Raw genomic sequence first — 26,291 nt, 5'->3', positions numbered from 1 at the left:
CCCCCCCCCCCCCCCCCCCCCCCCCCCCCCCCCCCCCCCCCCCCCCCCCCCCGCGTCCCCGCGCTCTCCCGCACCCTCCTGCGGCACTCCCTGGATCGCGGCCCGGCCCTCAGCTTTCCCAGTCGCCCGAGAACCCCTTCGGGATCATCAGGATGTCGCGGTCGAGCTTGGTCACGTCGGTGCGGCCGCAGAGCCCCATGGAGCTGTCGAGCTCCTTGTGGATCACCCGCAGCGCCTCCGAGACGCCCTTTTCGCCCATCGCGCCCAGACCGTAGACATAGGCGCGGCCGATCCAGCAGCCCTTGGCGCCCATGGCCACCGCCTTGAGCACGTCCTGGCCCGAGCGGACGCCGCTGTCGAGATGGACCTCGATCCTGTCGCCCACCGCGTCGAGGATCGGTTCCAGCGCCCGGATCGAGCTCAGCGCGCCGTCGAGCTGGCGGCCGCCGTGGTTGCTGACCACGATGGCGTCGGCACCGACATTGCAGGCCTCGAGCGCGTCTCGCGGGTCCATGATGCCCTTGATGATCAGCGGGCCATCCCACATCTTGCGGAATTCGCGGATGCGGTCCCAGTTCAGCGCCTGGTCGAAGCTTTCCGCGGTCCATGTCGACAGGCTCGAGGGATCCTCGACGCCCTTGGCGTGGCCCACGATATTGCCGAAGAAGCGCCGCTTGGTCTGCAGCATCTCCAGCCCCCACGGCACCTTGGTCATCATGTTGGCAACCGATTTCGGCGTCAGCTTGGGCGGCGCCGAGAGGCCGTTCTTGATGTCCTTGTGGCGCTGGCCCAGCAGCTGCAGGTCGACGGTGATCACCGCCGCCGAGCAGTTCGCCGCCTTGGCGCGGTCGAACAGGCGCTGCATGAAATCGTCGTCCTTGAGCGTGTAGACCTGCATCCAGAACGGCGCCGAGGTGTTCTCGGCCACATCCTCGATCGAGCAGATCGACATGGTCGAGAGGCAATAGGGCACGCCGAATTTTTCCGCGGCGCGGGCGGCGAGGATCTCGCCGTCGGCATGCTGCATGCCGGTGAGGCCCACCGGCGCGAGCGCCACCGGCATCGCCACGTCCTGCCCGATGAGCGTGCTCGCGGTGGAGCGGCCGGTCATGTCGATGGCGACGCGCTGGCGCAGGTAGATGTCGTCGAAATCCGAGCTGTTCTCGCGGAAGGTCTGCTCGCTCCAGCTGCCGGATTCGCAATAGTCGTAGAACATCTTGGGGACGCGGCGGCGGTAGAGCCGCTTGAGGTCCTCGATCTCGGTAATCTCTGGCATGACGCGGTCCTTCCGGGCGATGTGGTCAGGTTTGATTACCAATCCGCGACAGTTTGCGCAATCTCCCGCTCTGGACATTTCGCGCCTGCAGCGAATTAGTGGCGTGAGGGGAGGTGTGCGGGTGCCAGCAGGAGGCGATGCGATGATCCTTTGGGGCTTTCTGGCCAGTCTCGGCGCCGGTCTGATGACCGGGGTGGGGGCGCTGCCGGTGCTGTTCGGGCGCGAGATCTCGCGTCGGACCAACGACATGATGCTGGGCTTCGCGGCCGGGGTGATGATCTCGGCCTCGTTCTTATCGCTGATCCTGCCGGGGATCGAGGAGGGCGAGGCGCTCTATGGCTCGACCGTGGTGGCGGCCCTGCTCGCCGCGACGGGCATCGCGCTCGGTGCCTTCGTGGTGTCGGGGATCAACCGCTGGGTGCCGCACGAGCATTTCATCTCCGGCCCCGAGGGCGCCGATCCCGGCGCGCTGTCGAAGCTCTGGCTGTTCATCCTCGCGATCACCATCCACAACTTTCCCGAGGGCATGGCGGTGGGCATCGGTTTCGGCGGCGGCGACGTGACCAACGGCCTGTCGCTGGCCACCGGCATCGGCTTGCAGAACGCGCCCGAGGGGCTGGCGGTCGCGGTGGCGCTGCGCGGACAGGGCTACAGCCGGTTGCGCAGCGTCTGGTACGCGACGCTCACCGGGCTGGTGGAGCCGATCGGCGGCTTGATCGGTGTGGCGGCGGTGTCGGTCTCGGTCTATGTGCTGCCGGTGGGGCTGACCTTCGCCGCTGGCGCGATGCTGTTCATCATCAGCCACGAGATCATTCCCGAAACCCATCGCTACGGGCACCAGAACCGGGCCACCACCGGGCTGATCGTGGGGCTGATCCTGATGATGTTCCTCGACGTGACGCTGGGCTGAGGCGAGGAGAGGCCGCACGGGCTCGAGGAGCCGCTCCTCCGCCCGTGCGGGCGTCCTCGCCGTTTCCTTTTCACGGGCGCTCTGCTATAGGCGGGCCTCGAAACAAAGGAGGCACGATATGGCCCACAAGGTGTTCATCGACGGCGAAGCCGGAACCACGGGATTGCAGATCCGCGAGCGTCTCGAGGCGCGCGCCGATATTGCCCTGGTCCAGGTCGCCCATGAACGCCGAAAGGACCGCGACGCGCGCTCCGAGGCGCTGGCCGAAGCGGACGTGGCGATTCTCTGCCTGCCGGATGACGCCGCGCGCGAGACCGTCGAACTGGCGGCGCCGCATGGCACCCGGATCATCGACGCCTCGACCGCGCACCGGGTGGCCGAGGGCTGGGTCTTCGGCTTTGCCGAGATGGCCAAGGGGCAGCGCGAGGCGATTGCTTCGGCGCAGTATGTGTCCAACCCCGGCTGCTGGTCGACCTGCGCCATTGCGCTGATCCGTCCGCTGGTCGAGGCCGGTCTGCTGGCGGCGGATGCGGCGCCGGCGATCTCGGGCGTGTCGGGCTATACCGGGGGCGGCAAGGCGATGATCGCCGAGTTCGAGAGCGGCGAGATCGACGGTGCCTTCCTGTATGGCGTGTCGCAGGGCCACAAGCACCTGCCGGAGATCTCCAAGCACGGGCTGCTGAGCGCCGCACCGGTCTTTGTTCCCTCCGTCGGACAGTATGCGCAGGGCATGGCGGTGGCGCTGCAACTGCCGGGACTGGGCGCCGAGGGCATCGCGGCGGCGGAGGCGGCGCTGCGCGCGGCCTATGCCGGCGAGCGCTTCGTGGCGGTGGTCGATCCGTCGCTGCACGAGCCGCGGGTGATGCCGCAGCGCCTGAACGGTACCAACCGGCTGGAGCTTTCGGTGCATGGCAATGCCGAGAGCGGCGCGGCGGTGCTGGTGGCGGTGCTCGACAATCTCGGTAAGGGCGCGTCGGGCGCCGCGGTGCAGAACCTCAACATCATGCTGGGTGTCGACGAGGGCGCCGGGCTGGAGGGGCCGGAGGCGCGCGCCGCCGAATAGGCGTTGGGTCTGGTCGGGGTCTGGAGGGGGCCAGCCCCCTCTGGGCCTGTGGCCCATTCACCCCCGAGGTATTTGCCGAACCAGAGAAGGGGGCTCGCGTGGCGCTTGCTGAGGGCGGTGCGGTCAGGCGAGGGTGTCGCGGATGATGCGCTCGACCTTGTCCAGCAGCACAGCGTTGTCGAAGCGGGCGACGGCGGTGTCGCGGGCGGCGCGGGTCATGGCGGAGCGGTCTTCCATGTCGAGAAGCTGCGCGATGCGGTCGGCAAAGCCCGCCTCGTCCCATTCGGGGACCAGCAGGCCGTTGACGCCATCCTCGACCGCTTCGGGGATGCCGGCATGGATCGTCGAGAGGGTGATGCAGCCGCAGGCCAGCGCTTCCTGAATCGCCGTGGGCAGGCCCTCGGTATTGCCGTTCTTGGCAGTGACCGAATGCTGCAGGAAGATCTCGGTTGTCATCAGGTGCTGGCGCACCTCGTCATGGGGTAGCGCGCCGTTGAAGGTGACCTGGTCGGCGATGCCGAGCTCCGCGGCCATCGCCTTGCAGGGCGCGAGCAGGGGGCCGTCGCCGATGAAGGTGAGATGGGCGTCGCGGCCCTTGGCGGCGCTGGCGAAGGCGCGCAGGGTCACCTGAGGGGCCTTCTTTTCGACCATGCGGCCCACCGCGAGGAAGGAGCCGGGAATCTTCTCGGCGGGCTTGAAGCGGCGGATATCGACGCCAGAGGGCACCACATGGGCATTGGGATGGGTGATGCCGTGGCCTGCGAGGTTGTCGAGCAGGAATTGCGAGACCGAGAACACGCCTGCGAGCCGCGGCATCATCTTCATGTAGGCCCGCACGGTCTTCTTCGAGCGCAGCGCGAAGCTGGCATCGGTGCCGCGGAAGTAGGTGAAGCAGGGCAGGTCCATCTCCTGCGCGAGCTTGGCCACCACCAGCGCCTGCGTGCCGAACTCGGCGAGGATCACCTCGACCTGCTGCTCGCGCAGCCAGTCGCGCAGGCGGGCCTTGTTGTCGCCGAAAGGCAGGCGGCCGGTGCTTTCGGTCAGCGCGTTCCAGACCATGGCGAAGGGCGCGCGCAGGCGATCGGCGGTGGAAAGCGGCGCGCGGCGCTCGAAGATCGGCTTGCCGAGCGGGTCGGTGCCGTTGAAACGCCCGGTGAGCACGCAGGTCGCGCCGCCGAAGATGTGTTCGATATGGCGGTTGATGAAGGTCTCGCCCGGGACGAAGAAATCGGACGTCGCGATGCAGGTCTTCATGGGGCACTCCGAGGGTTGCGGCGCGGCCCTTGTGCCCCTCCCGACCGCGCCGCGCAAGTGGGGCGCCCGTCTGCCGGGCGCCCCGATGTCGCTCAGCCGAGCACGCTGGCCACGGCGTCGCGGGTCACCGAGACGATCTTGTCGGCTTCGTCGCGGCTCAGGCAGAGCGGCGGGGCAAAGCCCAGGATGTCGCCTTGCGGCATGGCCCGCGCGATCACCCCGCGCTCGAGCATCGCCGCCACGACCTTGGCGCCCTTGCCCTCGGAAGCGTCGAAGAAGGCGCGCGCGTCGCGGTCCTTCACCAGCTCCACCGCGCAGAGCATGCCCTCGCCGCGGACCTCGCCCACATGGGCATGATCCCCAAGCGCCGCGCGCATGGTCTCGGTGAGGTAGGCGCCGGTCTCGGCGGCGTTCTGGACGAGGTTGAGCTCGTCGATCAGCTGCAGGTTGGCGATGCCGGCGGCGGCGCCGATCGGGTGGGCGGAATAGGTCCAGCCATGGCCCAGCACGCCGTATTCGTCGGTGCCCTGGCAGAGCACGTCCCACATGCGCTGGCCGACGATGGTGGCCGAGAGCGGCGCGTAGGCCGAGGTCAGGCCCTTGGCGGAGGTGATAAGATCCGGCTTCATGCCGTAATGGTCCGAGCCGAACATCGAGCCAAGGCGCCCGAAGCCCGTCACCACCTCGTCGGCGATCAGCAGGATGTCGTGACGGTCGAGCACCTCCTGGATCGCCGGCCAGTAGCCCGCGGGCGGCGGCACGATGCCACCGGTGCCCAGCACCGGCTCGCCGATGAAGGCGGCGATGGTGTCGGCGCCCTCGGCGGCGATCAGTTCCTCGAGCTTGGCCACGCAATGGGCGACGAACTCGGCCTCGCTGTCGATGCCCTCGGGGCGGCGGTAGTAGTAGGGCGCCTCGGTATGCACCACCTGCGTCAGCGGCAGGTCGAACTTCTTGTGGAAGAGCTCGAGCCCGGTGAGCGAGCCGGTCATCAGGCCCGAGCCGTGATAGCCGCGCCAGCGCGAGATGATCTTCTTCTTCTCAGGGCGGCCGAGGATGTTGTTGTAATACCAGACCAGCTTGATGTTGGTCTCGTTGGCGTCCGACCCGCCAAGGCCGAAATAGACCCGGGCCATGTGATCCGGGGCCCGGTCCATCACCATCTTGGCCAGTTTGATCGAGGCCTCGGAGCCGTGCCCGGCATAGGCGTGGTAATAGGCCAGCTCATGCGCCTGCTTGGCGATCGCCTCGGAGATCTGCGTGCGGCCGTAGCCCACGTTCACGCAGTAGAGCCCGGCGAAGCCGTCGAGCAGGCGGTTGCCGTCGCGGTCGGTGATGTAGACGCCCTCGCCGCCGGTGACGACGCGCTGGGGGGCGTCGCCGCGGGCGAACTGGCCGAGATGGGTGGAGGGGTGGAAGAAGCTCTCGCGGTCCCACTTGCCCAGTTGGTCATTCGTCAGCATGGATCTGTCCTTCTTGGTGATCTTGTAGAGGGGCGCGCGGGGCTCAGCCCCAGTCGCGGCAGACGTATTTGATGTCGGTGAAGGCCTCGAGGCCCTGCCGGGCGCCCTCGCGGCCAAGCCCGGATTGCTTGGTGCCGCCGAACGGGATCGGCGCGCCGGTGACCTTGGTGCGGTTGACCGCGACCATGCCGAATTGCAGCGCCCGTGTGAGGCGGTAGATGCGGCGCGGGTCGAGGCTGTGGACATAGGCCACCAGCCCGTACTCGGTGTTGTTGGCGCGGGCGATGACCTCGGCCTCGTCATCGAAGGGCGTGATCGGGGCGACCGGGCCGAAATTCTCCTCCGACATGATCGCGGCATGATCGGGCACGTCGGCCAGCACGGTGGGCTGGAAGAACAGCGGACCATGCGCCTCGGAGACGGTGCCCCCGGCGAGCAGTTTGGCGCCCTTGGCCAGCGCATCGGCGACCTGCGCCTGCTGTTTCTCGATGGCGCGGGCGTGGATCAGCGGGCCGATCTCGGGGTCGGTCATGCCGTGGCCCAGGGTGAGCGCCTCCACCGCCTCGGTGAAGCGGGCGCAGAATTCGTCATAGACGGGGCGCTGCACGTAGATGCGGTTGGCGCCAAGGCAATCCTGCCCGGAGGTGGCGAACTTGGCCTTCACGGCCTCGGCCACCGCGCGGTCGAGATCGGCATCGTCGAAGACGATGAAGGGCGCGTGGCCGCCAAGCTCGAGCACCAGCCGCTTCACCGTGTCGGCGGATTGGCGGTAGAGCAGCCGGCCGATCTCGGTCGAGCCGGTGAAGGACAGCGCGCGCACCCGGGTGTCGGCGGTCCATTCGCCGACGATGGCGGCGGCGTCGCCGATCACCGTGTTGACCACGCCCGCAGGAAAGCCCGCGCGGCGGGCCAGCTCGGCCAGCGCCAGCGCCGAGAGCGGCGTCTCGGCGGAAGGGTGGATCACCACGGTGCAGCCGGCGGCCAGCGCCGCGGCGGCCTTGCGGGTGATCATGGCGCAGGGGAAGTTCCACGGGGTGACCAGCGCGGCAACGCCCACCGGCTCACGCCAGAGCTCCATCTCGGCATCGGGCAGGTGGCTGGTGACGCCCTCGATGTTCGGGCGCAGCGCTTCCTCGGCGTAGAACTGCACGAAGCTCGCGGCGTAGTCGATCTCGCCGCGCGCCTCGGAGATCGGCTTGCCCTGCTCGGCCACCATGATGCGGGCGAGGTCTTCCTTGGCCTCGAGGATGAGCGCGTGCCAGCGGTGCAGGATCGCGGCGCGGTCCTGCGGCAGGGTCAGCGCCCAGTCGGCAAAGGCGGCATCCGCGGCATCGACGGCGGCGCGGGCGCCATCGGCCTCGCTGATCGCCACCTTGGCGACAAGCTGGCCAGTGGCCGGGTCGCGCACCGCAAGGCGGCCGCCACCGGGGAAATCGCCGGCATTGGGCATGAGGGCGGGATCGGCAAGGCCGAGGGTCGGGCTGTTCGAGAGATCGGTCATGGGCAACACCTCCTGAGTGCGATCAGGATGCGCGCGGTCCGGCAGAGGATTTCTCCGGAGTTTCTCTCGGGTGAAGAAAGTTTCTCTCCGTTTTTGCTGCGCTGCGGAGAGGATTTCTCTGCTGGTCGCTCTCGGCCCTCAATTGGGGCAGTCAGGCGCGTTGCGGTGGGATTGGTCTTCGGCAGCGCTTTGCGACGTTGTATTAGAGGTCCCGTAGGCCGGGCCGGCTGACCCGCAGCGCGTCGGGGGGCTTTCCTCCTGCGTGGCCAGATCGGCTTTCTCACACCGACGGAGAGGATTTCTCGGTCGTGTCGCCACACCATTTGGCAGCCCATGGGCGGGAGGATCGGGTTTTGCCGGCTCCACGGTGACGCTCCTTTCGATCTATCGCAGTCCGGGGGCGGCTGTACGGCAGGGCGGTCCGCGTGCCTCATCTTGCTGGAGCGGGTGTCTCTGAAGAGCGGAGAGGAAATCTCTGCCTGTCTCGCGCTGCGCTCAGTCTGCGCCGCGCAGGAGCCCCATGGCGGGCGGATCGGCCTTCACCGGCTTGGTGACGATGTAGCTGTAATAGCGCCGCACCCCGGCGCGGCTTTCCAGCAGCCCGTCCATCATCTCCTGGAAGGTGGCGACATCGGTGGTCACCACCTGCATGAGGTAATCGTAGCCGCCGCCGATGGCCCAGCAGCCGGTGACCTGATCCATCCGCGCCACGGTGCGCTCGAAGAGCTGGAAGCTCTCGGCCTTGTGGCTCTCAAGCTCCACGGTCACGAAGACCTGCACATGCGGGCCGAGCGCCGCGAGGTCGATCTCGGCCCGGTAGCCGGTGATGTAGCCGGCCTTTTCGAGCCGCTTCATGCGCTCCCAGCAGGGGGTGGGCGAGAGGTTCACCCGCGCCGCCAGCTCGGTCTTGGCGATGCGGCCCTCGCGGCTGAGCGTGGCGAGGATGGCGATATCTCTGTGATCGAGGCGGGTGGACTGCATCCCCCGCTTGTTCCGGGACGGGGGCGGTTTGTCAATCGAGCGAAGCGAGGGAGGGATGGCGGGGCGGCAGGTTGGGCTGCGCGGGAGGGCGGCTGTGCGGGACGAAGCGGACCATGGGCAGCTAGAGATGAGCGTCTGCTTTGCGCCGACGCCACCAACCGACTCCGACGAGAAGAGCGACCGCCACGGCGGCTGTCGTCAAACCCGATTTTACAATCGAGGCGGCGCTGGTTGCATGCACGACGCCATGCGACAGCTCAGGCCAACGCAGGATCATCGACGCGATACCGAGGTTTTCCATGTAGTCGAACAGAGCCGCGCCCAGCGATAGTGCGATGCCAATGCGCACAAGTCCGCTGCCGGGCAGGCGTAACCCGAAGAAGAGAAAGGCTGAAACCAAAGTCACCGCGAGCAGTGCCGGATAGAGCGTGTCCAACGGGATTTGGCGCGTGAGATAGTACATGCGGCCCTCTTCTCCCAATGCATCCAGTAGCCGGCCCGCCTCTAGGGGACCGTAACCGAAAGGGCGCATGTCGAAGGGAACCTGTTTTGATACCGCTTCAATGTGTGCAAGCGTTACGTTGATCATCAACGCGTAAATCGAGGCGCCTGCCAAACAAAGGACAATCGCTGCCGTGCCGTATCGCCGAGGCGCTTTTTGGGTCGTCATCGTCTCATCTCCTTGGGGTGCGCGACAATTGCCCGCAAACCAAGCCCTCCGCATTATCGTTTGATAAGGGGTTCAGAGAATGAGCTTACTGGCATTTCTGATGCGGTCGGCTGACTGGCCAGACGAGGCGAGCGCCGCGCGACTTGCCTCGGGCTGGAAGCAAAGGCTGGTGGCCAAGGGCCTATGCATCGCCGAGCAAGGACAGGCGGAGACCCGCGAGTTCATCCTATTGGAGGGATGCGCCGCAAGCCGGATTTATGACCCGGACGGCAACGCCGCCTGCGTCGGGCTGTACGTTGGCCCATGCGTCGTAACACCTAATATCGCCCGCACGCGGGACGGCAGGTCACTCGTCTCTGTCGAGGCTCTTTCAGATATCTCGGTGGCTCAAATGGACAGCGATGTCCTCACGGACCTGATGATCAGGTCGGAACCCGTTCGCGATTGGGCGAATGGTGCCCTGCGCGCTGAGCTGGCACGAAAGTCCGACCGAGAGTGGTGTCTGGCAGCGCTTGGTGGCTCTGATCGCCTTGCCTGGTTTCGGGAAATGTATCCCGGATATGAGCAGATCTTTGTCCATTCCCTGATCGCATCATTCCTTGGAATGACCCCCGTAACGCTAAGTCGGCTACGCCGCGCCGGCGGATCCGCGTGAAATCTGGCCAACTGCAAAATCAGGGCGGCGCGTTCTTATGGCGCATAGCCGCTGACGCTGTGATAGACCCTGAATCCGCCTTTCCCCGGAGATGCCATTCGAGGGCGCGGCAGCATCAGTCACTCTGGGCTCAGGGCAGTCCTCCAATGACGCCCTTGCACCCAACTCTCCCGAGACCCCGTCTGAGGTTCCTGTCTGTGTTCTGCCATGCGAGGTCCTGCCCGCGTTAAAGCGTCCGGCTCCAACCTGTCTCAGCGGGGCGAACGACCTGTGGACAGACATCGACCGGCTGTGCGAGCGCCCCCGGCCACATACCAAAAAGCCCGGGCGGCGGGCCCGGGCCTGTCGTGGCTCAGAGATCGTGATGGCGGGCGGCGCGGATACCTCCGCCCCGCGCTCACATCGAGAAGCTGGTGCCGCAGCCGCAGGAGCTGGTGGCGTTGGGGTTCTCGATCACGAAGCGCGCACCGATCAGCTCTTCGGAGAAATCGATCACCGCGTTGGCGAGGAAGGGCAGGGAGACCTCGTCGATCACCACCTGCTCGCCGGCGCCCTCGAGCACCAGATCGTCCTCGGCCGGGTCGTCGAGCTTGATGTCGTACTGGAAGCCCGAGCAGCCGCCACCCTCGATGGCCACGCGCAGGGCCTTTCCCTGGGCATGGGCGCCGATCTCGTGAAGGCGGGCAAAGGCACGGTCGGTGACTTTGGGGGGCAGGTTCATGGCAAGACTCCCAACGGTTTATCTTGGCGGACTTGTCGAATATAGGGATCTCAAGGACAGGCGGCAACCGGGCGAAACGATCCGGCCCGCAGCTAGAGACAAGGCGACAGCGCATGGCGATCTACGCTTGCGACCCACAGCACGCGCGCGGCCGTCGCGTGCCCGAGGAAGAGAGCGCCTTCCGCTCCTGCTTCCAGCGCGACCGGGATCGCATCATCCACTCCTCGGCCTTCCGGCGGCTCAAGCACAAGACCCAGGTCTTCGTCGAGCACGAGGGCGATTTCTTCCGCACAAGGCTCACCCATTCGATCGAGGTGGCACAGGTGGCGCGCACCATGTCGAACGCGCTGGGGCTCAACACCGACCTGACCGAGGCGGTGGCGCTGGCGCATGACCTTGGTCACACGCCCTTCGGCCATACCGGCGAGGATGCGCTGCACGAGCTGATGGCGCCCTATGGCGGCTTCGACCACAACGCCCAGGCGCTGCACATCGTCACCTCGCTCGAGCGCCACTACGCCGAGTTCGACGGGCTCAACCTGACCTGGGACACGCTCGAGGGCATCGCCAAGCACAACGGCCCGCTGCTGCCGCTGGCCGAGGGCGAGGCGCTGCCGGTGACGCTCGCCGAGTACAACGCCCGCCACGATCTCGAGTTGCACACCCATGCCAGCGGCGAGGCCCAGGTGGCGGCGCTGTCGGATGACATCGCCTACAACAACCACGATCTGCAGGACGGGCTGCGCGCCGGGCTGTTCACCGAGGCGGAGATCGCCGAGCTGGCGCTGATCGGCCCGGCCTATGCCGAGGTCGACCGGCTTTATCCCGGGCTCGACGATTACCGCCGCCGCCACGAGGCGCTGCGGCGGGTGTTCGGCTACATGGTCTCGGACGTGATCGACACCAGCCGCGCCCGGCTCGAGGCCGCATCCCCCGAGGGGCCGCAGGCGATCCGCGATCTCGGCCGCCCGGTCATCGCCTTCTCCGACGAGATGTGGGAGAAGCTGAAGGAGATCCGCAGCTTCCTGTTCCGCCGCATGTACCGCGCGCCCTCGGTGATGGAGATCCGCACCAAGGTCACGCAGGTGGTCTACGACCTCTTCCCGATCTACATGGCCACCCCGTCGCTGTTGCCGCAGCGCTGGCATCGCGACATCGAGGCGGCCGCCGACGAGACCGCGCTGGCGCGGCTGGTCTGCGACTATATCGCCGGCATGACCGACCGCTATGCCCTGCAGGCGCATTCGCGTCTGATGGGCGTGGACATCCTGCACGACATGCGCTGAACCGCGCGTCTGCACTGGACAGAAACGACTTTCGCCACATCTGATGGTGTCCGGCGCGCGGGCTATAAGCCTGCGCGCCCTTGCGTATGCCCGTCAGGGCGGCGTTCAGACGAAAGGAAGACGATGGCAGTGGCTGAAACCGCCGGACTGGAACCGGTGATCGGATTTGCGCTTGTGGGCGTGCTGGGCGTGGGCTCGCAATGGCTGGCCTGGCGGCTGCGGATGCCAGCGATCGTGCTGATGCTGGTGGCCGGGCTCGCTATCGGTCCGGGGCTCGGGGTGCTGAACCCGTCGCAGGATTTCGGCGCGCTGATGCAGCCGATGCTCGCCATCGCGGTGGCGATCATCCTGTTCGAGGGCGGCATGACGCTGAACTTCCACTCGCTGAGCGATGCCGCCACCGGCGTGCGGCGTCTGGTGCTGGTCGGCGGCCCGCTGGGCTGGGCCGCCTCGGCGGCGGCGCTGCACTGGGCGGCGGGGCTGTCGTGGGAGGTCTCGGCGGTGTTCGGCGGCATCATGATCGTCACTGGCCCCACGGTGATCGCGCCCTTGTTGCGGCAAGCCCGGCTCAAACGCCGCCCGGCGGCGCTGCTGCAATGGGAGGCCATCGTCAACGATCCCGTCGGCGCGCTGGCCGCGGTGCTGGCCTTCGAGGTGGTCATCGTTCTCAACAACGCCGAGACGGCGGGCGACGCGGTGCTGCAGATGGTGCTGGGGGTGGCGGTGGCCATCGCTCTGGGGGTGGCCGGCGGCTGGGGGCTGTCGCGCGCCTTCCGCAATGCGCTTGTGCCGGAATACATGAAGGTGCCGGTGCTCTTCGTGCTGCTGCTAGCGGTCTTTGCGCTCTCCGACAGCCTGCTGCACGAGAGTGGCCTGCTCGCGGTGACGGTGATGGGGCTCTGGATCGCCAATGCCGACCTGCCGAGCTATGCCGAGCTGCGCCGTTTCAAGGAACACGCGACGATCCTGCTGGTCTCGGGCGTGTTCATCCTGCTCGCCGCCAACATGAGCCGCGAGACGCTGATGTCCCTCGACTGGAGCGCGGCGCTCTTCGTGGCGGTGGTGATCCTGATCGCCCGCCCGCTGCCGGTGCTGGCGGCGCTTGGGTTCTCCAACATCCCGTGGCGCGAGCGCCTGCTGGTGGCCTTCACCGGACCGCGTGGCGTGGTGCTGGTGGCGGTGGCGGGGCTCTTTGGAGAGCGCCTCGCTTCGCTCGGGATCGCCGATGCCGAACGTATCGCGCCGCTGGCCTTCGCGCTGGTCGCGGCCACCGTGGTGCTGCACGGCTTCACGCTCACTCCGATGGCGCGGCTGCTGGGTCTCACCGCCACCGAGACGCCGGGGGTGATGATCGTCGGCGGCTCGCGCTGGTCGACGGCGCTGGGGCTGGCGTTCCGCAAGCTCGAGCTGCCGGTGCTGGTGGCCGATCCAAACCGCGCCCATCTGCGCAGCGCCCGCGAGGCGGGGCTCGAGACCTTCTGGGGCGACATCCTGTCGGAGGCGGCCGAGCACAAGCTCGACTTCGTCACCTATGACAAGGTCGTCGCCGCCACCGACAACGACGCCTACAACACGCTTGTCGCCACCGACCTCGCGCCCGAGTTCGGCCGCGAGCACGTGTTCCAGCTCAAGCGCGTGCGCGAGACCTCCGCCCGCCATGCCTTGCCAGCCACGCTCGGGGGGCAGAAATTCGCCGCCGACGAGACCTATTTCGAGGCCAATGCAAGGCTCGCCGAGGGCTGGGAATTCCGCGTCACCAAGCTCTCTGCCGAGTTTCCGCTGGAACAGTGGCGCGAGACCAATCCCGACGCGGTGGCGGTGGCCGATCTCGGCCCGCACGGCACGCTGCGCCTGCTCGGGCCCGAGGACAAGATCAAGGACACCGAGGGCACCCGGCTGCTCTTCCTCGGCCCCAAGCGCCAGGAGCGCAAGGACGACCGCCGCGACGAGAACGGGCAGGACACGATGAAAAGCGCCTGAGGGCGCCGCACTGTCCCGGAGGCGCGCCCGGCCGCCAGGTTCGGCCTGCCTCCGGCGGGAGTATTTTTGACGAAGAGAAGACAGGGGCGCTGCGCCCTCATCTTCTCTGGTTTGCAAATACCTCGGGGGAGTCCGCGCGCCCCGCGCGGGCGGGGGCAGCGCCCCCACATAGCGGGCTTGCAGCCCGCGCGGCGCAGGCCATTTGACGCTGCGCGCCGAAGTGGTAGAGGGAACGCCGACCGTATGGAGACGCTGACATGAACCTCTTCACCGATATTCGCGCGCTTGTCCTGCAGGCGATCGAGGCGCTGCAGGCCGAGGGCGCGCTGCCCGAGGGCCTCGCCACAGCCGCCGTGACGGTGGAGCCGCCGCGAGATCCGTTGCATGGCGACATGGCGACCAATGCCGCCATGGTGCTGGCCAAGCCCGCCAAGGCCAAGCCGCGCGACATCGCCGAGGCACTGGCCGCGAAGATCGCCGCCGACCCGCGCGTCGACAGCGCCGAGGTGGCGGGGCCGGGCTTTCTCAACCTGCGGCTCGCGCCCTCTGTCTGGCAGAAGCTGCCGCAGGGCGTGCTCGCCGCCGGCACCGATTTCGGACGCTCGCAGATGGGGCAGGGCGCCAAGGTCAATGTCGAATATGTCTCGGCCAACCCGACCGGCCCGCTGCATGTGGGTCACACCCGGGGCGCGGTGTTCGGGGACGCGCTGGCCAGCCTGCTCGATTTCGCGGGCTACGACGTCACTCGGGAATACTACATCAACGACGGCGGCGCGCAGGTCGATGTGCTCGCACGCTCGGTCTACCTGCGCTATCTCGAGGCGCAGGGCCACGAGGTCGAGTTCGCCGACGGCACCTACCCGGGCGACTACCTGATCCCGGTGGGCGAGAAGCTCAAGGAGCGGGTCGGCGACAAGTATGTCGGCCAGCCCGAGGAGGTCTGGCTCGAGGAGGTGCGCGATTTCGCCACCGACGAGATGATGGCCCTGATCCGCGCCGACCTGAAGCTGCTCGGCGTCGAGATGGACATGTTCTACTCCGAGAAGTCGCTCTACGGCACCGGCCGCATCGAGGCGGCGATCGAGGCGCTCGACGCCAAGGGGCTGATCTATCGCGGCGTGCTCGAGCCGCCGAAGGGCAAGAAGCCCGAGGATTGGGAGCCGCGCGAGCAGACGCTGTTCAAGTCGACGGAGCATGGCGACGATGTCGACCGGCCGATCAAGAAATCCGATGGCGCCTGGACCTATTTCGCCCCCGACATCGCCTATCACTACGACAAGATCAGCCGCGGCTACGACCAGCTCATCGACGTGTTCGGTGCCGATCACGGCGGCTATGTCAAGCGCATGAAGGCCGCCGTTTCGGCGCTTTCGGATGGCAAGACCCCGCTCGACATCAAGCTGATCCAGCTCGTCAAGCTGTTCAAGAACGACGAGCCCTTCAAGATGTCCAAGCGCGCCGGCACCTTCGTCACCCTGCGTGACGTGGTCGAGGAAGTGGGCCCCGACGTCACCCGCTTCGTCATGCTGACCCGCAAGAACGACGCCTCGCTCGATTTCGACTTCGCCAAGGCGGTGGAGCAGTCGAAGGAGAACCCGGTGTTCTACGTGCAATACGCACACGCCCGGATCTGCTCGGTGATGCGCAAGGCGACCGAGGCCGGGATCGATGTCTCGGACGCGGCGCTGGCCGGGGCCGATGTCTCGGTGCTGAGCCACGAGGCCGAGCTCGGGCTGATGAAGAAGCTGGCCGAATGGCCGCGCCTTGTGGAGATCGCCGCCAAGGGCCACGAGCCCCACAAGGTCGCGATCTGGCTCAATGAATTGGCCTCGGACCTGCACGCGCTGTGGAACAAGGGGCACGATGAGCCCGAGCTGCGCTTCCTGCAGGACGATGCGGCGCTCAGCCAGAGCAAAATCGCGCTGGCGCGGGCGGTCGCGGTTGTCATTTCCGCCGGCCTTGGTATCTTGGGCGTGACCCCGGTGGAAGAAATGCGCTGAGCCAAGAATGCCGCGCCGCCCCGGGAGCACGGGCAGAGCAGAACACCCGCATAGCGGCCATGCCGCGACGGGGCAGCGAGGCAGAATGGCGGATTTCACCTACGACGCGCCTGCGGATGAGCAGGCGCCGACCGGGAACAGGATCGCGACGCTCACCAACTGGGCGGGCGCGGCGGTATCGCTGGCGCTGATCGCCGGCGTCGGGGTCTGGGGCTACAAGCTGGTCATGCGCGACGTCACCGGCATCCCCGTGGTGCAGGCGATGGAAGGGCCGATGCGCATCGCGCCCGAGGATCCCGGCGGCACGCTCGCCGATCACCAGGGGCTCGCGGTCAATGACGTGGCGGGCACCGGGCTTGCCGCGCCGGTCCCCGACAAGCTTCTCCTTGCGCCGCAGCCGGTCGGCCTCACCGACGAGGATCTGCCCGCGGCCGCGCTTCCGAAGCCGGAGCGCCCCGCTGCCGCAGCGCCCGCGCAGGCCGCAGAGGCCAAACCGGAGGGCGCGGCGCGCCCGACGCTGTCCGAGACCGCCGAAGCGACGACGCCCGCCGCGGATGGCGCCGACATGATCCGCGCGCTCGCCGACCAGATCGCCGCCGATGCGCAGCCGCTCAGCGCGCTCGCTCCGGGCGCGGATGCCGAGGTGCAGACCGCGCTTGGCGACGCCGAGGCCGAGGAGGAGGCGCAAGCTTCCGAGGAGGTCGCCGCCATCGCCGGCCCGCCGGGCGCGCTGGTGCGTTCGCTGCGCCCAGCGAGCCGTCCCGCGGCTCTCGACACCTCCGGCCCGTCGCCGGAGGCGACGCTGGCCGCGGCGCTCGAGGCCTCTGCCGGTCCCAGCGAACGCGACCCGTCGACGCTTCCTGCTGGCACCCGGCTGGCGCAGCTCGGTGCCTATGACAGCCCCGAGACCGCGCGCCGCGAGTGGGACCGTTTCAGCGCCCGCTTCGGTGAGTTCATGGACGGCAAGTCCCGCGTGATCGAACGCGCCACCTCGGGCGGTCGCATCTTCTACCGGCTGCGCGCCCACGGCTTCGCCGATCTCTCCGACGCGCGCCGTTTCTGCGCGGCCTTCGTCGCCGAGAACGCCGATTGTATCCCGGTGACGACAAGGTGAGCGCCAAGAGCTTCGGAGCCGCGATCCTCGGACCCGAGGGCCTGCGTCTTTCGGCGCAGGAGCGCCGCTTCTTCGCCCGGACCGACCCGTTCGGCTTCATCCTCTTCGCCCGCAATCTCGAGAGCCCGGAGCAGATCCGCGCATTGACCGCCGAGCTGCGCGAGGCGGTCGGGCGCGACGCACCGATCTTCATCGACCAGGAGGGCGGCCGGGTGCAGCGCCTGCGCCCGCCGCTGGCCACCGACTGGCTGCCGCCGCTCGATGACGTGGCCCGCTTTGGCGACACCGCCGCCGAGGCCATGCGGCTGCGCTTCCTGATCACCGCGCTCGAGCTGCGCAGCCTCGGCATCGACGGCAATTGCGCGCCGATGCTCGACGTGGCGCGCGCCGCCACGCACCCGTTCCTGCGCAACCGCTGCTACGGCGAGACTCCCGAGAGGGTGGCCGAGATTGGCCGCGCCGTGGCTGATGGGCTGATGCAGGGCGGCGTGCTGCCGGTGATCAAGCACCTGCCGGGTCACGGGCTGGCGCAGCTCGACAGCCATCTCGACCTGCCGCGCATCTCCGCCCCGCGCGACGAGCTCGATGCGATCGATTTCGCCGCCTTCCGCCCGTTCCACGACCTGCCGCTCGGCATGACCGCGCATCTGGTCTTCGAGGGGCTCAACACCGCGCCCGCCACCGTCGATCCCGCGATGATCCGGCTGATCCGCGAGGAGATCGGCTTCACCGGCTTCCTGATGACCGACGATATTTCGATGCAGGCGCTCTCGGGCACCGTCCCCGAGCGCGGCGCCGCCTCTCTGGCCGCCGGCTGCGATTGCGTGCTGCATTGCAACGGCAACATGGCGGAAATGGCGCCGCTGATGGAGGTTGCCGGCCAGATGACCTCCGAGGCGCAGGCCCGCGCCGAGGCGGCGCTCAAGACCCGCACCGCGCCTGCCGATATTGACATCGCGGCGCTCACGGCCGAGCGTGAGGCGCTTCTGCCCGAGACCGCCTGATGTCAGACGAGGATTTCGAAAGCACTGTCGAGACGCTGAGCGTCGCCGAGCGGCTTGCCGCCGAGGCGCTGATCGTCGATGTCGACGGGTTCGAGGGGCCGCTCGACCTGCTGCTGACCCTGTCGCGGACCCAGAAGGTCGACCTGCGCAAGATCTCGGTGCTCGAGCTGGCGCGGCAATACCTCGCCTTCGTCGAGCGCGCCAAGGCGCTGCGCATCGAGCTGGCCGCCGACTACCTCGTCATGGCCGCCTGGCTCGCCTTCCTGAAATCGCGCCTGCTGCTGCCGCCCGATCCCACCGAGGAAGGCCCCTCGGGCGAGGAGCTGGCGGCGCATCTGGCCTTCCAGCTCGAACGCCTTCAGGCGATGCGCGACGCCGCCGCGCGGCTGATGGCGCGTGACCGGCTGGGGCGTGATTTCTTCGCCCGCGGTCTGCCCGAAGACATGGAGCGCGTGCGCCGCGTGCGCTACACCGCCACGCTGATGGACCTCATGCAGGGCTATGCGCGGATCCGCACCCGTGACGAGTTCCGCCCCTTCGTGATGGACCGCGAGAGCGTCTACACCATGGAGCAGGCGCTCGACCGGATGCGCGGGCTCCTGGGCTTCGCCGGGCAATGGACTGACATTTCTTCCTGGCTGCCCGACGGCTGGGAGGCCGACCCGGTGAAGTGGCGCTCCGCCACCGCCGCCACCTTCGCCGCCTCGCTCGAGCTGGTGAAGGAGGGCCATGCCGAGATCCGCCAATCCGAGACCTTCGCGCCGATCCAGCTGCGCAAACGGGAGACCCGCCATGACCGAGACTGACGGCACCGGCGCGCCGGGCACGGCCGAGGAGGAGGGCGCGATGGCGCCCGAAACGACCGAGTCCCCGGGAGAGGCGCCTGAAGAGACGCCCGCGAAGCCCCGCGAGACGCTCTTCGAGGCACCGCCCATCGCCGAGCAGGAACGCATGGTCGAGGCCATCCTCTTCGCCTCCGCCGAGCCGGTGAGCGTGCGCGAGCTCGAGGCGCGGATGCCGCATGGCTCCGACCCGGCGGAGGCGCTGGTCTACCTGCGCAAGCGTTACGAGGGGCGGGGGGTGCGGGTGGTGCGCGTGGGCGACGCCTGGGCGATCCGCACCGCGCCGGATCTCGGCTTCCTGATGCAGAAGGAGACGGTCGAGACCCGCAAGCTCAGCCGCGCCGCCATTGAGACCCTGGCGATCATCGCCTATCACCAGCCGGTGACCCGGGCCGAGATCGAGGAGATCCGCGGCGTCAGCGTGTCGCGCGGCACCGTCGACCAGCTGCTCGAGATGGAGTGGATTCGCTTCGGCCGCCGCAAGATGACCCCGGGCCGCCCGGTGACCTTCGTGGTGACGCAGGATTTCCTCGACGAGTTCGGCCTCGAGAGCGCCCGCGATCTGCCGGGCCTGAAGGAGCTGCGCTCCGCCGGGCTGCTCGACAACCGCCCGCCGCCGGGGACCGTCCCGCTGCCAGGCGACAGTGCCGGCGACGAGGGCGAAGACGAAGCCCCCGGCCAGAGCGAACTTTTCGAGGACTGAGTGCGGAGCCGTCAGCGACCCGCCCGCGCGGCGGGTCGTCCAGAGCGATAGGCGGCCTTGGCCAAGGCGATGGCAGGGCGACTCAAAAAACCGTGACCGGTTCGGCGCAATCTTAAGGGTTTCTTTCACGATTGCTCAATCTCCTAGGCTTTACGGTCTCTATTCGCGACCCCTCGCGAGCAAGCCACAAAGCCCTACGGGAGAACGAACCATGTCAGTTGTCCGGTCCTCAGTCTTCTCGCTTCAACGCGGCAGCGCGCGCGTTGATACGGCTCCGGTCAGCCACACCACCCTGCGCGGCGTGGTCTGGATCCGCTGGGCGGCGCTCAGCGTCGTGTCGTTCCTGTCCATCATGGCGATCGAAGGGCATGTCTACGCGATCCCGGGGCTCTACGCCCCGGTCGGCAACGCCGTGTTCTCGATCCCGACCGTGCTCGCCACGCTGCTGGCGCTCGCGGCGACCGTGATGCAGGCGCCGCTGCGCACGCTGTCGCGGCTCGAGGCGGCGCTCTGGGGCATGGTCATCGCGGTCGCCATCGGGGCCCAGGTCCTGCAGGCGCAGGACCTCAGGCTCGGCGCCGGCGAGATGGGCGAGAACACCGCCCTGTCCTTCATTCTGCTCGCGCTCGGCCAGCTCTGCTTCGGGCGCCTTCGCCAGGCGCCGTTCGGGCTCACGCTGATGGCCATGGCGCTGCCCTTCGTCGGGCTGTGCGGCTATCTCTTTGCGCAACCGCAGATGTTCGGTGCCATGTCCCTGCCCACCAGCGTGATGCTGCTGGCGCTCGGCACCTCGGGGATGCTGCGCTTCATGCGCCGGCCGCTGCTGCGCTCCGCCATCGGCAACTCGCCAGTCGGTCGCGCGGCGCGCCGGCTTCTTCTGCTCTGGTTCGGCTGGCTCGCCGCCTCCGCCGTGCTGATGAAGCTGGTCGAACCGGCGTTCCAGTCGCTGACCATGTTCTTCGTGATCGTGCTGTCCTCCGTCGGGGTGTTCATGCTGGTGCTCTACCTCGCCATGCTGGCCGAGGCGCGGCACAAGCTCTACGCGCATCGCACGGGGGCGCTCGCACAGGCCCTGCTACGTGACCCCGAAAGCGGCCTCTACGGCCCCGAGATGGCCCGGCTCTTCATGGCGACCTTCGGCGCGTCCGCGCCCGTCGGGGTCGTTCTTGTCGGGTTCGAAACCGCCGAGGGCGATCGCGACAGGCTGAGCCCCGAGGCGCGGCTCGCGGCCCTGCGCGAACTGGCCAGCCATCTGCGCGAGGTGCTGCGCTCCGAGGAGGTGCTGACGCTGGGAGCGGATGACAGGCTGACGATCCTGATCCGCAACATGTCCGGGGACGAGATCGAACCGCGCGCCGGGCGCCTGCTGAACGCGGGGCGCCGCCTCGAGCAGAGCCTGCCGGGGTCATCGGTCTCGGTGGGGGCCGCCTGTTCGCGGCGCGGCGACACGGCCTTCGCTCCGGCGCTGAGCCGGGCGCAAGGTGCCCTGCGCGAGGCCGAGCGGGCCGGTTGCAACCGCGTGGTGCTGGCCCGCGCCGCCTGAACCGCAAGGCCCCGCCGGAGATGCGGTTCCCAGCCCAATGCGGCGGTGCTATCGGGGCATGCCGGGCAGCTGCTGGCAGGTGTTGGGCAAAACCCACAGCGGAAGACGATCTGCTGCGCCCTTTGCGGTGGGGTCAGGCGCGGAAATGCTTCGACAGCTTGAGGCCCTGGCCCTGATAATTCGAGGCGATGCCGGCGCCGTAAAGCTGCTCGGGCAGCTCATCCATGCGCTCATAGACCAGCCGGCCCACCACCTGGCCATGTTCGAGCACGAAGGGGGCCTCGTGGCAGCGCACCTCGAGCACCCCGCGCGAGCCGGTGCCACCGGCGCCGGCATGGCCGAACCCGGGGTCGAAGAAGCCCGCGTAATGCACCCGGAACTCACCGACCATGGCGAGATAGGGGGCCATCTCGGCGGCATAGGCGGGCGGGATATGCACCGCCTCGCGGCTGACGAGGATGTAGAAGGCATCCGGGTCGAGGATCAGTTGTCCGCGGTCGGAATGCAGCGGATCCCAGAACTCCGCGGGCTCGTAATGGCCCAGCTTGTCGAGATCGATCACCCCGGTATGCGGCTTGGCGCGCCAACCGACCAGCGTGCCCTCCTGCGGCCTGAGGTCGACGGAAAAGCCGAGCCCTTCGCGGATCACCGCCGGTCCACCGGTCACCAGCGTCTCGCTCTCGTGCAGTGCCTGGAGCGCCGCGTCGTCGAGCACCGATTGGCCGTTGCGGAAGCGAATCTGGTTGAGGCGCATGCCGGTGCGGGCCAGCACCGAGAAGCTGCGCGGGCAGATCTCGGCGTAGAGCGGGCCGCTGTAACCGGCGCTCACCCGGTCGAACTCGGTGCCGCCATCGGTGATGGTGCGGGTCAGCAGGTCGAGCCGCCCGGTCGAGCTCTTGGCGTTGGCCACGGCGTTGACACCGTCGGGCAGGTCCAGTTCCTCGAGCAGCGGCACCACGTAAACGCAGCCCTTCTCGAGCACGGCACCGGCGGTCAGGTCGACCCGGTGCATCTCGAACTCCGACAGTCGCTCGGCGACGCTGCGGCCGCCGCCCGCGAGGAAGGACGCGCGCACCCGGATCGCCTCGGTGCCGAGCCGCAGGTCGAGGCTCGCGGGCTGGATCTGGCCCTCGGCCAGCGGCCGCCCGGGACGGATGGCGCCCTCGGCGATCATCGTTTCGATCTGCTGGCTGGCGAGCACCCCGGTCATGCCTGTCCCCTTGTTGCGTCAGATGTCCTTAGCAAGCGGAGCCCGGCGAGGGAACGACAAAAACCCGCCGCCCGAGGCCTAAGACCTTGGAACACACGGGGTTCTGTATGCGGGGAATTTTTGGTCGGGCTAGCAGGACTCGAACCTGCGACCTTCCGTCCCCCAGACGGACGCGCTACCAGGCTGCGCCATAGCCCGACTTGGTGTGCGGTTCATACCGTTTTTGACGGCAGGGGCAAGCCCTATCTGCACGAAAAATCGGCGTGTCCCGAGATCAGTGTCGCGCGGAGCGACCGTGCCGGCCAAGCCAGTCGCGCAGCGCCGCGACCGGGGCCGCAAGAGCCTCTGCCTCGGCGCTGCCGAGCCGGTCGATCCGGGCCAGATGTCGCAGCGGCCCGGGGCCCGGAACCGGCGGGGCGGTGAGATCGGGAAGCTCCGGATGCGCCGGGGCGCCGGCATCGCCGGAGGCGGCATCCGACGGGGTTTCTGCGTAGAAGGGGGGCTCTGGCCGGCCCGGGGCGGCTGGTTCGGCGCGCTCCGAATCGAGCGAGACTTCCTCAGCCTCAGCCTCAGCCTCAGCCTCAGCCTCAGCCTCAGCCTCAGCGCCAACGTCCGCGGTGGAGTCGGGATGGGCGCCGTAAGGCTGCTGGGGCAGGGGCGCAAATTCGGCGGGGGCCTCGTCGGACGCGGCCGCGTCTTCCTCGGTCGCGTCGGCCACAGGGTCCGATTCGAGAGCCTCGGAGGTCGTCTCTTCCTGCCGCTCCTCGAGCGATTGGGTCAGGAAGTCGGGCACCGGGCCGGGCTGTTCGGTGATCGTCGGCGCCTCGGACGTGGCGGCGAAGAGGTCGTTCTGACCGTCCGGTGCTGCGACCGGCGCGTCGCGTTCCGGTGCGGCATCGACGGTGGGCTCGGGCGACTCAGCCACGGCCTCGGTCGGTGCATCGGCCTCGGGGTCGGCGGCCTCGGCGGCGGGTGCATCCGCCGCGGGCTCGACCGGCGCCGGCTCCTTCGCCGCCGTCACCGGGGCAAAGGGCAGCACGGTGCCGCTTTCCGGCTCGGCCTCGACATAGGGCGCGTCCTCGACGGTTTCGGCGCTGTCGTCCTCATCGAGCAGCAGCGGCGCCAGCGAGGCCACGTGCTTGACGCCCTGTTCGCGCAGCACCTTCTGCGCGCCCTTGATGGTCAGGCCGTCATCGTAGAGCAGCTTGCGGATGCCGGAGAGCAGCGAGATGTCGCCCGGACGGTAATAGCGCCGGCCACCGGCGCGCTTCACCGGCTTCACCTGGGTGAACTTGCTTTCCCAGAACCGCAGCACATGCGCGGGCGTGTCCAGCAGTTCCGCGACCTCACTGATGGTGCGGAATGCGTCGCGGGACTTGCTCATGCGGTCTTACCTCTTGTTGCCTTCGGCGACCTGCTCTTTCATCAGGTGCGAGGGCCGGAAGGTCAGCACGCGGCGCGGCTGAATCGGCACCTCTTCGCCGGTCTTGGGGTTGCGGCCGACGCGGGCCGCCTTGTCCCGCACCGAGAAGGTGCCGAAGGACGAGATCTTCACCTGCTCGCCGCGCACCAGCGCGTCGGACATGTGTTGCAGCACCGACTCGACGAGCTCGGCGCTCTCGTTCCGCGACAGGCCGACTTCGCGGAACACCGCTTCACTCAGATCCATGCGCGTTAGGGTCTTTTCACTCATACCCATCCCTCCCGGTTTCGCCCAAGCATGCGGGCGGGAAATTTCCGAGTCAATATCAAGCACTTGAAAGCGCGGCTTCGGGCGTGAAAAGAGCGTTAATTCGCGCTTACCAGCGCAGCGCCACCGCGCCCCAGGCCAGGCCGCCGCCGATCGCTTCGGTGATCACCAAGTCGCCGGGCTTGAATTTGCCCTCGGCGCTGGCCACCGACAGCGCCAGCGGGATCGAGGCGGCCGAGGTGTTGCCGTGGTCCTGCACGGTCACCACGACCTTCTCCATCGGCAGGCCGAGCTTCTTGGCGGTGCCGGCGATGATGCGGATGTTGGCCTGGTGCGGCACCACCCAGTCGATGTCGGAGGCGCCGAGCCCGGCCTTCTCGAGCGCGGCTTCTGCGGTGGCGGCAAGCTTGCTCACCGCGTGGCGGAAGACTTCCTTGCCCTCCATCCGCAGATGGCCGATCGAGTTGGTGCTGACACCGCCGTCGACATAGAGCAGGTCGCGGTAGCGGCCGTCGGAATGCAGATCGACCGCGAGGATGCCACGATCGTCCGAGCTGCCCTCGGCCTCGTGTGCCTCGAGGATCAGCGCGCCGGCACCGTCGCCGAAGAGCACGCAGGTGGCGCGGTCTTCCCAGTCGAGGATGCGCGAGAAGGTCTCGGCCCCGATCACCATCACCCGGCGGGCAGTGCCCGAGGTGATCAGCGCGTTGGCATTGGTGAGCGCGTAGACGAAGCCGGCGCAGACCGCCTGCACGTCGAAGGCAAAGCCGGTCTCCATCCCGAGCTTCGCCTGCACCATGGTGGCGACGGAGGGGAAGGTGAGGTCCGGGGTCGAGGTGGCGACGATCAGCGCGTCGATATCAGAGGCTTGCAGCCCGGCATTGGCCAGCGCAGCCTCGGCGGCGCGGCTGGCGAGATCGGAGGTGGCCTGACCGTCTGCGGCGAAGTGGCGGCGCTCGATCCCCGACCGCGTCCGGATCCATTCATCCGAGGTGTCGAGGGTCTGTTCGAACTCGGCATTGGGGACAATGCGTTCGGGCAGGTAATGCCCGACCCCCGCCACCTGCGCGCGTATGGTCATGGATCCGTTCCGTCTTTTTTCTGCTCGGCGCCGGTCTCGGCGGCGCTGTCCTCGGCACTGCTCGCGGCCGACGCGATGCGGGCGGCGAGTCGGTCGCCAAAGCCCGATTGCGCCAGATCGTACGCCAGTTCGACGGCCGCTGCCACACCGGTCGCATCGGCGGCGCCGTGACTCTTGACCACGGTGCCGTTGAGGCCGAGGAACACGCCGCCATTCTTGCGGCGCGGATCGATGCGGGCCTGAAGGCGCTTGAGCGAGGTCAGGGCGAGCAGGGCGGCGACGCGCGACAGCGGCGAATAGGCAAAGGCCTCGCGCAGGAACTGGCCGATCAGCGAGGCGGTGCCTTCGCCGGTCTTGAGCGCGATATTGCCGGTGAAGCCGTCGGTGACGATGACGTCGCAGCGGTCGCCGGGAATGTCGCCGCCTTCGGCGAAGCCGACGAATTCGAAATTGTTGCCCTTGGCGGCCTCGGAGATCAGCTCATGCGCCTGCTTGAGCTCGGCGCGGCCCTTGTGCTCCTCGGTGCCCACGTTGAGCAGCCCGACGCGCGGACGCTCGAGCGACAGCCCGTTGCGGGCGTAGGAGGCGCCCATCAGGGCGTATTTCAGCAGGTCCTGCGCGTCGGCGCGAATGTCGGCGCCGACGTCGAGCATGACGTTGAACCCCTGCGGGTTCTTCGACGGCCAGAGCACGGCGATGGCGGGGCGGTTGACGCCGGGCAGCTTGCGCAGGCGCACCATCGCCAGCAGCATCAGCGCGCCGGTATTTCCGCACGACACCGCGACCGTCGCCTCGCCGTTGCGCACCGAATCGAGCGTGGACCACATCGAGGTGTCCTGCCCGTTCCGCATGACGTGGCTCGGCTTGTCCTCCATCGAGACGACACCCTGGGCGTCGCGGATCTCGACCCGCTTGCCCAGCTTGCGCTTCTCGACCAGCGGGGTGAGCTGGTCGGCAGGGCCGTGAAGGATGAACTTCGCCTGCTTGTTGCGCTGCGCAAAGGTGGCAAGGCCGGCAACGATGGTTGCCGGCCCGCGATCTCCGCCCATGGCGTCGATGGATAGGACGATCGGTCCGCGTGCCTGCGATTTATCCTGTTCGGAGGTCATGCGGCACGGGCCTTCGGACGGTTTCAGGCTGCGTCTTCGTCCAGCTCGATCTCGTCGGCCATGGCCACGACCTCGCGCTCACCGTAGTGACCGCAGGAGGGGCAGACATGGTGCGGGCGCTTCAGCTCGCCGCAGTTGTCGCACTCGTTGGGGTTCGCCGCAGTGAGGGCGTCATGCGCCCGGCGGTTGTTGCGGCGCGATTTGGATACTTTGTTCTGTTGGACAGCCATGTCTC

At 68.2% G+C, this 26,291-nt stretch carries 24 protein-coding genes and 1 tRNA gene; 11 read left to right on the top strand and 14 right to left on the bottom strand.

The features are described from left to right. Window positions 1-109 precede the first annotated feature (109 nt). Entirely contained in the window at window positions 110-1,276 is a 1,167-nt protein-coding gene (locus AC6RA4_RS07500; protein WP_500158941.1) for an alpha-hydroxy acid oxidase, read from the bottom strand. A gap of 142 nt (window positions 1,277-1,418) precedes the next feature. On the opposite strand from AC6RA4_RS07500, the gene AC6RA4_RS07495 reads away from it, so the two are divergent. Together AC6RA4_RS07495 and argC are read left to right on the top strand one after the other, a co-directional pair. Further along, the gene (locus AC6RA4_RS07495; RefSeq protein ID WP_500158939.1) at window positions 1,419-2,186 is read left to right on the top strand and encodes a ZIP family metal transporter; all 768 of its coding nucleotides are present in this window, start codon (window positions 1,419-1,421) and stop codon (window positions 2,184-2,186) included. Between the two features lie 118 nt (window positions 2,187-2,304). Next, window positions 2,305-3,249 carry an N-acetyl-gamma-glutamyl-phosphate reductase gene (gene argC / locus AC6RA4_RS07490; RefSeq protein ID WP_500158937.1) on the top strand — a complete coding sequence of 315 codons (945 nt, stop codon included), beginning with the start codon at window positions 2,305-2,307 and terminating at the stop codon, window positions 3,247-3,249. Window positions 3,250-3,372: 123 nt separating this feature from the next. On the opposite strand, the gene AC6RA4_RS07485 is transcribed toward argC, so the two are convergent. The 5 genes from AC6RA4_RS07485 to AC6RA4_RS07465 form a co-directional block, all read right to left on the bottom strand. Continuing rightward, entirely contained in the window at window positions 3,373-4,503 is a 1,131-nt protein-coding gene (locus AC6RA4_RS07485) for a glycosyltransferase (protein WP_500158935.1), read from the bottom strand. A gap of 92 nt (window positions 4,504-4,595) precedes the next feature. After that, complete coding sequence (locus AC6RA4_RS07480) at window positions 4,596-5,966, bottom strand: aspartate aminotransferase family protein (RefSeq protein WP_500158933.1); 1,371 nt, start codon at window positions 5,964-5,966, stop codon at window positions 4,596-4,598. A 43-nt stretch (window positions 5,967-6,009) separates the two neighbouring features. Further along, the gene (locus AC6RA4_RS07475) at window positions 6,010-7,467 is read right to left on the bottom strand and encodes an NAD-dependent succinate-semialdehyde dehydrogenase (RefSeq protein ID WP_500158931.1); all 1,458 of its coding nucleotides are present in this window, start codon (window positions 7,465-7,467) and stop codon (window positions 6,010-6,012) included. A 495-nt stretch (window positions 7,468-7,962) separates the two neighbouring features. Continuing rightward, window positions 7,963-8,448, bottom strand: a complete 486-nt coding sequence (locus tag AC6RA4_RS07470; RefSeq protein WP_500158929.1) for an Lrp/AsnC family transcriptional regulator — start codon at window positions 8,446-8,448, stop codon at window positions 7,963-7,965. Between the two features lie 121 nt (window positions 8,449-8,569). Next, entirely contained in the window at window positions 8,570-9,118 is a 549-nt protein-coding gene (locus AC6RA4_RS07465; protein WP_500158928.1) for a hypothetical protein, read from the bottom strand. Window positions 9,119-9,197: 79 nt separating this feature from the next. On the opposite strand from AC6RA4_RS07465, the gene AC6RA4_RS07460 reads away from it, so the two are divergent. Beyond that, on the top strand, window positions 9,198-9,773 hold the full coding sequence (locus tag AC6RA4_RS07460) for a Crp/Fnr family transcriptional regulator (protein ID WP_500158927.1): 576 nt from the start codon (window positions 9,198-9,200) through the stop codon (window positions 9,771-9,773). Window positions 9,774-10,170: 397 nt separating this feature from the next. On the opposite strand, the gene AC6RA4_RS07455 is transcribed toward AC6RA4_RS07460, so the two are convergent. After that, window positions 10,171-10,494 carry a HesB/IscA family protein gene (locus tag AC6RA4_RS07455; RefSeq protein WP_500158926.1) on the bottom strand — a complete coding sequence of 108 codons (324 nt, stop codon included), beginning with the start codon at window positions 10,492-10,494 and terminating at the stop codon, window positions 10,171-10,173. A gap of 113 nt (window positions 10,495-10,607) precedes the next feature. Here AC6RA4_RS07455 and AC6RA4_RS07450 point away from each other — a divergent pair, with 113 nt between their 5' ends. The 8 genes from AC6RA4_RS07450 to AC6RA4_RS07415 all read left to right on the top strand — a co-directional run bounded on the left by AC6RA4_RS07450 (window position 10,608) and on the right by AC6RA4_RS07415 (window position 20,966). Further along, entirely contained in the window at window positions 10,608-11,780 is a 1,173-nt protein-coding gene (locus AC6RA4_RS07450; protein WP_500158925.1) for a deoxyguanosinetriphosphate triphosphohydrolase, read from the top strand. Between the two features lie 123 nt (window positions 11,781-11,903). Then, window positions 11,904-13,760, top strand: coding sequence for a cation:proton antiporter (locus AC6RA4_RS07445; protein WP_500158924.1), 1,857 nt, complete (start codon window positions 11,904-11,906; stop codon window positions 13,758-13,760). A gap of 257 nt (window positions 13,761-14,017) precedes the next feature. Beyond that, entirely contained in the window at window positions 14,018-15,760 is a 1,743-nt protein-coding gene (gene argS / locus AC6RA4_RS07440) for an arginine--tRNA ligase (protein ID WP_500158923.1), read from the top strand. An 85-nt stretch (window positions 15,761-15,845) separates the two neighbouring features. Next, window positions 15,846-16,874 (top strand): SPOR domain-containing protein, encoded by a 1,029-nt coding sequence (locus AC6RA4_RS07435; protein ID WP_500158922.1) that lies wholly within the window; start codon window positions 15,846-15,848, stop codon window positions 16,872-16,874. After that, complete coding sequence (locus AC6RA4_RS07430; RefSeq protein WP_500158921.1) at window positions 16,871-17,878, top strand: glycoside hydrolase family 3 N-terminal domain-containing protein; 1,008 nt, start codon at window positions 16,871-16,873, stop codon at window positions 17,876-17,878. Before AC6RA4_RS07435 ends, AC6RA4_RS07430 begins: the two co-directional genes overlap by 4 nt. Further along, entirely contained in the window at window positions 17,878-18,684 is an 807-nt protein-coding gene (locus AC6RA4_RS07425; protein WP_500158919.1) for a segregation and condensation protein A, read from the top strand. The genes AC6RA4_RS07430 and AC6RA4_RS07425 overlap by 1 nt, the downstream gene beginning before the upstream one ends. Window positions 18,685-18,829: 145 nt before the next feature. Then, the gene (scpB, locus tag AC6RA4_RS07420; protein ID WP_500158944.1) at window positions 18,830-19,423 is read left to right on the top strand and encodes an SMC-Scp complex subunit ScpB; all 594 of its coding nucleotides are present in this window, start codon (window positions 18,830-18,832) and stop codon (window positions 19,421-19,423) included. Between the two features lie 211 nt (window positions 19,424-19,634). Further along, window positions 19,635-20,966, top strand: a complete 1,332-nt coding sequence (locus AC6RA4_RS07415) for a GGDEF domain-containing protein (protein ID WP_500158918.1) — start codon at window positions 19,635-19,637, stop codon at window positions 20,964-20,966. Window positions 20,967-21,099: 133 nt separating this feature from the next. Here the strand turns inward: AC6RA4_RS07415 and AC6RA4_RS07410 are convergent, their stop codons facing one another. The 7 genes from AC6RA4_RS07410 to rpmF all read right to left on the bottom strand — a co-directional run bounded on the left by AC6RA4_RS07410 (window position 21,100) and on the right by rpmF (window position 26,286). Next, window positions 21,100-22,176 carry a 2'-deoxycytidine 5'-triphosphate deaminase gene (locus tag AC6RA4_RS07410; RefSeq protein ID WP_500158917.1) on the bottom strand — a complete coding sequence of 359 codons (1,077 nt, stop codon included), beginning with the start codon at window positions 22,174-22,176 and terminating at the stop codon, window positions 21,100-21,102. A gap of 121 nt (window positions 22,177-22,297) precedes the next feature. Continuing rightward, window positions 22,298-22,374 (bottom strand) — tRNA-Pro (locus AC6RA4_RS07405). Between the two features lie 76 nt (window positions 22,375-22,450). Further along, entirely contained in the window at window positions 22,451-23,560 is a 1,110-nt protein-coding gene (locus AC6RA4_RS07400; protein WP_500158915.1) for a MerR family transcriptional regulator, read from the bottom strand. A gap of 6 nt (window positions 23,561-23,566) precedes the next feature. Further along, complete coding sequence (gene ihfA, locus AC6RA4_RS07395) at window positions 23,567-23,869, bottom strand: integration host factor subunit alpha (protein WP_040544887.1); 303 nt, start codon at window positions 23,867-23,869, stop codon at window positions 23,567-23,569. 106 nt (window positions 23,870-23,975) lie between these two features. After that, window positions 23,976-24,947, bottom strand: a complete 972-nt coding sequence (locus AC6RA4_RS07390) for a beta-ketoacyl-ACP synthase III (RefSeq protein ID WP_500158913.1) — start codon at window positions 24,945-24,947, stop codon at window positions 23,976-23,978. Continuing rightward, on the bottom strand, window positions 24,944-26,056 hold the full coding sequence (plsX, locus tag AC6RA4_RS07385; protein ID WP_500158911.1) for a phosphate acyltransferase PlsX: 1,113 nt from the start codon (window positions 26,054-26,056) through the stop codon (window positions 24,944-24,946). Before plsX ends, AC6RA4_RS07390 begins: the two co-directional genes overlap by 4 nt. Before the next feature lie 23 nt (window positions 26,057-26,079). Next, complete coding sequence (rpmF, locus tag AC6RA4_RS07380) at window positions 26,080-26,286, bottom strand: 50S ribosomal protein L32 (RefSeq protein WP_007800883.1); 207 nt, start codon at window positions 26,284-26,286, stop codon at window positions 26,080-26,082. Window positions 26,287-26,291: the final 5 nt, after the last annotated feature.

The sequence above is a fragment of the Salipiger sp. genome (assembly GCF_059781815.1).
Note: the sequence above shows the minus strand (reverse complement) of the source record. Positions and strands in the feature narration are given on the sequence as shown.